We start from the raw sequence: 238 nt of genomic DNA, 5'->3' as shown, positions 1-238 counted from the left end.
TACACCCCTACGTTATATCCTAATTCTCTAAATACACCTGCTATAGCACCTGCAACTACTGTTTTTCCAACTTCAGTATCAGTTGCTGTTATGAAAAAACCACTCATTATTCTCCCTCCGTAACATCTGAGATTGCCTTATATAAAATGCGTAACATATCATCAATCTCTTCAAAAGTAGAAGCAAGTGGTGGCATAAATACAATCGTGTTACCTAGCGGTCGTAAAATCATACCCAG

1 pseudogene is annotated in these 238 nt (G+C 37.8%); it reads right to left on the bottom strand.

From position 1 onward, the window contains the following. Positions 1 to 107: pseudogene (locus tag MR107_RS30880) on the bottom strand (dethiobiotin synthase); the annotation flags it as partial. Positions 108 to 238: the final 131 nt, after the last annotated feature.

The organism is Bacillus cereus group sp. BfR-BA-01441 (assembly GCF_022663075.1).
Taxonomy (GTDB): domain Bacteria; phylum Bacillota; class Bacilli; order Bacillales; family Bacillaceae_G; genus Bacillus_A; species Bacillus_A cereus.
The sequence above is the reverse complement of the archived record's forward strand: the minus strand, read 5'-3'. Positions and strand labels throughout refer to the sequence as shown.